We start from the raw sequence: 5396 nt of genomic DNA on the forward strand, positions 1-5396 counted from the left end.
CCAGATCCGCTGGCCGGGAGGAAAAACAACCACGACACCCCTCCCTCTCAACCCCAGGGAAATCACCCTCGATCCCACCGGCTCCATCCGGACCTCGCGCTGAACCAAATCCTGCCGAACCGGGCTTCGCCACATCAACGCCCGCGCTGCTGCAACAACTGAAGTCCCTCAATGTGTTGTTGCGCGGATTTGTTGCCCGGATCGAGCCGCAAAGTTTCCTGGAACTCGGCCAATGCGGCCGCGATTCTTCCCTCATGAGCGAAGGCAACCCCCAGGTTCAAATGCGCCAGGGCATACCGAGGATTCAACCGCACCACTTCACTGAATTGATCCTTCGCCCCGGGGATGTCGCCCCGCAGCGCCAGTTCGACCCCCAGCAAATACCGCGCTTCCCAGTAGCCCGGTCGCAACCGCACCGCCTCGCGGAGACTTTTCAGCGCCTCCTCCCGTCGGCCCCGCGCCGCCTGCACGTCCGCAATCTGATAATGCGTCGTTGCGTTGGCCGGTTGCTGGCGCAACGCATTCTGGTAGCACGCCAGCGCCTCGGCAAACTTTCCCTGCTTGAAGAGAGCCCTGCCCAGCTCGTCGAGGCCTTCGACAAAGTCGGGCCGCATGGTCACGGCACGGGACAGAAGAATCGACGCATCCTGAAATTTACCCTGCCGGCCCCGGAGTTTGCCCAGACGGAAAAACGGCATGAAGTGATGCGGCAACAATTCGCACGCGCGTTGCCATTCAACGCCCGCTTCCGTCTGCCGGCCGGTCATCTCCAGGAATTCGGCGAATTTTTCGTGGATCAGATAATCATCCGGTCTGTCGGCCAAAGCAGCACGATAGACATCCTTAGCTATTGCGAACGATTCCGGCGTCATTCGGGATTTCAGCTCCAACAGCTTTTCCGAGTAAATTCTTGTGCGAAGCAAGTAGGCCAACTGGTTTGTGAATGGAGCGTCCGAGACTCGCGCCAGAATGCTTTGATACACCTGGAACCGGTTCCAGTCCGTCAGCGCCAGTCGACGATCACAAAGTTCAATGGAAGCCCATTCGCCCGAGGTATTATGGTCGGTGATCGTCCGCGGGAGGATCGGCGCAATTTCTTTCGCCATGGCGCGCGCGAGCAAATAATTGCCTTCAAAGTTCAAATGCACGTGCTCAAAAAACAATTCATTCCCGGGTATCCCTTGAGGAGCCTGGGCCGAGAGCGCTCCCACTCCATCGAATAACTGCACGCCCCGGGCGCTGTGTTCAACACCCGCCTGTTTGATGATTGCGTTCAACTTCGAGTCGGCGCGAAAAGGAAGACAGTCCAGATCCCGGGACCGCTCAAAACAGGCCCGCGCCTGGTCTGAATTTGTGAGCGCAAGGTAGCAATGGCCCAATCGAAACTGGAGTTCGGCAAATGTGTGATCGATCCGCGCCGCCTCCGAATACTTGGCGATAGCCTCTGAAAACTCGCCCAGAGATTCGAAGGACTTCCCTTGCGAATAAAACTGTCCCCATGTTTGCCGTCGTTCTTCATTCAAATCGGACGCACTGAGCGAAGCGAATGGTCCGCAGTCTTTAAGGTTACCAGCGGCAGTGCTGAGGATGACCTTCAGCCCCGCATCTTCGCCGGCGCGCAGAATGTCATCGAGGTTACGTTTGAAATTCTGGTACACTCGTCGTCTTCTCGCGTCGTCAGGGCGAATTTGGTGGTCCATGAACATCCTCATGCCCTGCCAACGGTCCGGCGAAGATGCCCGCGAACCCAGCTGGCTGAGGAACGCGTCGAGCATCTGTCCAACCCTGGTCGTTTTTAGCGCGAGAGACGCGCGGATCAGGTCCAATCGCGGCGCCCGTGAACCAAAGACAGCGCCTGCGCCGAACGGCCCCATCATTTCATTGTTGCCCATGTAGATGACCCACAAGTCTCCCTGATGGCGCGCGCACTCGCGGGCAATAGGCAGGATCGCGTGTGAGTTTATCGCCGTCATCGCCACGCAAATAACATCAAACCGTGTGCCCGGATATCGCTCACGCAGCAGAACTTCCAGGTAACGACCGAAGCCGTAAGCGGGCTCCGGATCACCGAGCGCCGCGGATTCGCCGAGTAAAAAAATGCGGTAGGAATTCACCGGCTTATCGGCCGGCATCACGATGGGTGCCGGACTCCTGGCCAGTGCCGGCGGAAAAAACCGGAGGCCGAACTTGGCGTTTTCAACAAGGACAGTCCGTTCATTGATATTGGTCTCGAGGAAAAAAGTAGTGGGATAACCGTAGCCAGCGATGCGCAACGTTACTTCCAACAACAGGACGCCAACCAAAGGACTCAACACCATCGCAACGAGACGGAACAGCAGCCGGCGGCGCGGGGAGCGCGGCCTTTCGGGGTTTTGTCCGGCAGAGTTTTTTCTCGGCGAACGGTGTTTCCTGGGCTTGGGCACTCGCTGGTAAGCTAGCAAAGCTCCGCTTCGAAAAAAACAAAATTCAAGCCCCGTGAGTGCGGCCATTCGATGCTCAGTTTCGCGGCGGGTGGCAGCAAGCACAGTGTTTCGTTTGTCTTTGCCTCACCGAGAGCCGGAAGGTAAACTCAAGTCAAACATGTGGCAGCTTTGCAAAGAATTCCTGTCGTTTCTGAAGCAGGAAAAAAAATGGTGGCTGATTCCTCTGGTTGTCATTCTCCTGCTTCTCGCGGCAATAATCGTTTTTAGCGGCAGTTCGGTTCTGGCGCCGTTCATGTATCCGTTTATGTGACATTCGCCCATGCGGCACATTCTGGGCATCTCGGCATATTATCATGACGCCGCGGCCGCGTTGCTGCGGGAGGGGAACATCATCGCCGCAGCCCAGGAAGAGAGGTTCTCCCGGAGAAAAAACGATGAACGTTTCCCGCGACACGCCGTTGATTACTGTTTGCGCAAGGGCGGGATTCAGGCGGGCGATCTTGACGCAGTTGTGTTCTATGACAAACCGATAATCAAATTCGCCCGCTTGCTGGAAACTTGTCTCGCGACAGCGCCACGCGGATTCGTGGCGTTTCTTCGAGCACTACCTTCATGGTTGAGCGACAAACTGAATCTCCGCGCCACGATTCGCGAAGAGTTACCTGGCCTGAGCGGCAAATGTGAGATTCTCTTCACGCAACACCATCAGGCACACGCGGCGAGCGCTTTTTATCCGTCGCCATTCAACGAAGCTGCCATTCTCACCGTGGATGGTGTGGGCGAGTATGCGACGACCACAATCGGCAAGGGATGCGGCGACCGTTTGGAGATGTTGAAGGAAATACGGTTTCCGCATTCTCTGGGTTTGCTTTTCTCCGCTTTTACCGCCTACTGCGGTTTCCGGGTCAATTCCGGCGAGTATAAGTTGATGGGGTTGGCGCCCTACGGAGAACCGAGATTCGTTCAGACCATTTACGAGAACCTGGTCGATTTGAAACCCGACGGCTCCTTTTGGTTGAACCTTGAGTATTTTGACTTCCTGGGTGGCATGCGCATGACAAACAAGGCATTTCATCGACTGTTCGGGGGGCCGCCGCGGGAACCCGAGGCTCCCTTGGATGAGCGCCACATGGACGTGGCACGGTCAATTCAAACAGTCCTGGAAGAGATCATGCTGCGCCTTGCGCGTCACGCCCGGTGCATCACGGATCAAAAGAACCTTTGCCTCGCTGGCGGCGTCGCCCTCAACTGCGTCGCAAACGGAAAAATACTACGGGAAAAAATTTTCCAACGCATGTGGATTCAACCCGCAGCCGGTGATGCAGGGGGTGCCGTGGGTGCAGCCCTGGCGGTGTGGCACGGGCAGAACAGTGCCGGCGCCGCAGAACCAAAACTTGGAGCGAGCGATGGGATGCGCGGGGCGTTGCTCGGCCCGGAATACTCTGACAAGGAAATCGAAACTGTGCTCCGCTCGCGTCAGGCAGTTTACGAGAGACTGGATGACGAAACCTTGTTTGATCGGACGGTTGATCTCCTTCAACAGGAAAAGGTCGTCGGGTGGTTTCAGGGGCGAATGGAATTCGGGCCGCGCGCATTGGGCAATCGTTCCATATTGGGCGACGCGCGATCACCTCGAATTCAATCCACAATGAACTTGAAAATCAAGTTTCGTGAATCATTCCGGCCTTTTGCCCCTGTGGTTCGACGTGAACGTGTATCCGACTACTTCGAGTTGGACGTCGAATCGCCTTACATGCTCGTGGTCGCTCCCGTAAAGAAGGAACTGCGCCGTCCGACAACAGCCACCGCCAGAGGTATCGATCGGGTGAACCAGTTGCGGTCCTGTATCCCCGCGGTGACACATGTGGACTATTCGGCAAGGATTCAGACCGTCTCGTACGATCAAAATCCGCGTCTGTACGGCCTGTTGGAGCGGTTCGAGCAAACCACGGGTTGCGGCGTATTGGTGAACACCTCGTTTAACGTGCGCGGTGAACCTATTGTCTGTTCACCGGACGATGCCTACCGGTGCTTCGTCCGGACCGAAATGGATTGTCTCGTCATAGGCAATTACGTCCTGGATCGCGCAAAGCAGCCGCCTCGAAGCGCTACAGCGGACTTCAAACCAACGCCCGGTTGAGCTATGAGCCTGAGGTTGAAAGAGGATCCGAAGGAGTGGATGAAATTCACCGGAGCCTCGATTGTAGCGTTGGGGGTGCTGACGGTGCTGCTCCGGACGCGCCATGTCATATCGCATGTTGGAATGACATCGATCCTGACGTCGTTGACCGCGGCGCTGTTCATTTGCCTTTTCCGGCCAAGGTGGTTTCGACTTTTTTACCGCGTCGGTATGATCGCCGGCTCTCGCGCGGGCCGGGTTGTCGGGATCATCCTGTTGACTCTCTTTTTTTGGTTTGTATTGACCCCTCTTGGTGTGCTGCTAAGGCTGTCCGGCAGAGACCTGTTGATGCTCAGGAAAGGGCCAGTGGCGACATATTGGAGTACGGCCAAATCAAGCGCTGGTTTTAATCGTCAATTCTGAATGTGTTTTTGACTACCCCGCTCTCCTTATACAAAGCCAACGAATGAACGCGACGGTTGCGATGTCTGGTAACGGCCAACGTGTCCTTTGTATCACCCCGAAACGGGGCGTTGCTTCCAATCAGGGTGTATGAAGGGGCGCTGGCAATTCCTCCTGTTTGCCGCGGTGTCGTTGTTCAGTGCAAAAGCCGAAGATTGGCAGGTTGGAGTTGGCTATCGCTACGCGCAACTCCCCGTGCATCAAACGAGCAGGGTCGGATTCACTCTCCAGCCTTTAGAAACTACAGGAATCGCTTTCACGAATTCTCTTTCAGAACAACGCCATCTGACCAATCAGATTCTGCTGAACGGCTCGGGGGTGGCGGCGGGTGATGTGGACGGGGATGGCAGGTGTGATCTGTTCTTCTGCCATCTGGGCGGTCCGAGCGCACT

At 56.4% G+C, this 5396-nt stretch carries 4 protein-coding genes; 3 read left to right on the forward strand and 1 reads right to left on the reverse strand.

The window, feature by feature from the left end; all coding sequences use genetic code 11:
* Window positions 1-134: 134 nt before the first annotated feature.
* Window positions 135-2423, reverse strand: coding sequence for a tetratricopeptide repeat protein (locus VN887_03710; protein ID HXT39109.1), 2289 nt, complete (start codon window positions 2421-2423; stop codon window positions 135-137).
* A gap of 157 nt (window positions 2424-2580) precedes the next feature.
* Here VN887_03710 and VN887_03715 point away from each other — a divergent pair, with 157 nt between their 5' ends.
* From VN887_03715 to VN887_03725, 3 genes are all read left to right on the forward strand, one after another.
* Window positions 2581-2733, forward strand: coding sequence for a DUF5989 family protein (locus VN887_03715; GenBank protein ID HXT39110.1), 153 nt, complete (start codon window positions 2581-2583; stop codon window positions 2731-2733).
* Window positions 2734-2742: 9 nt separating this feature from the next.
* On the forward strand, window positions 2743-4563 hold the full coding sequence (locus VN887_03720) for a carbamoyltransferase (GenBank protein HXT39111.1): 1821 nt from the start codon (window positions 2743-2745) through the stop codon (window positions 4561-4563).
* 531 nt (window positions 4564-5094) lie between these two features.
* The coding region (locus VN887_03725; protein ID HXT39112.1) for a hypothetical protein at window positions 5095-5396 on the forward strand (302 nt) is incomplete at its 3' end.

The sequence above is a fragment of the Candidatus Angelobacter sp. genome, from assembly GCA_035607015.1.
Classification (GTDB): Bacteria; Verrucomicrobiota; Verrucomicrobiia; order Limisphaerales; family AV2; genus AV2.

Coding starts and splice junctions, on each gene's coding strand:
- VN887_03715 (HXT39110.1), top strand. CDS start 2,581: ATGTGGCAGCTTTGCAAAGAATTCCTGTCGTTTCTGAAGCAGGAAAAA.
- VN887_03720 (HXT39111.1), top strand. CDS start 2,743: ATGCGGCACATTCTGGGCATCTCGGCATATTATCATGACGCCGCGGCC.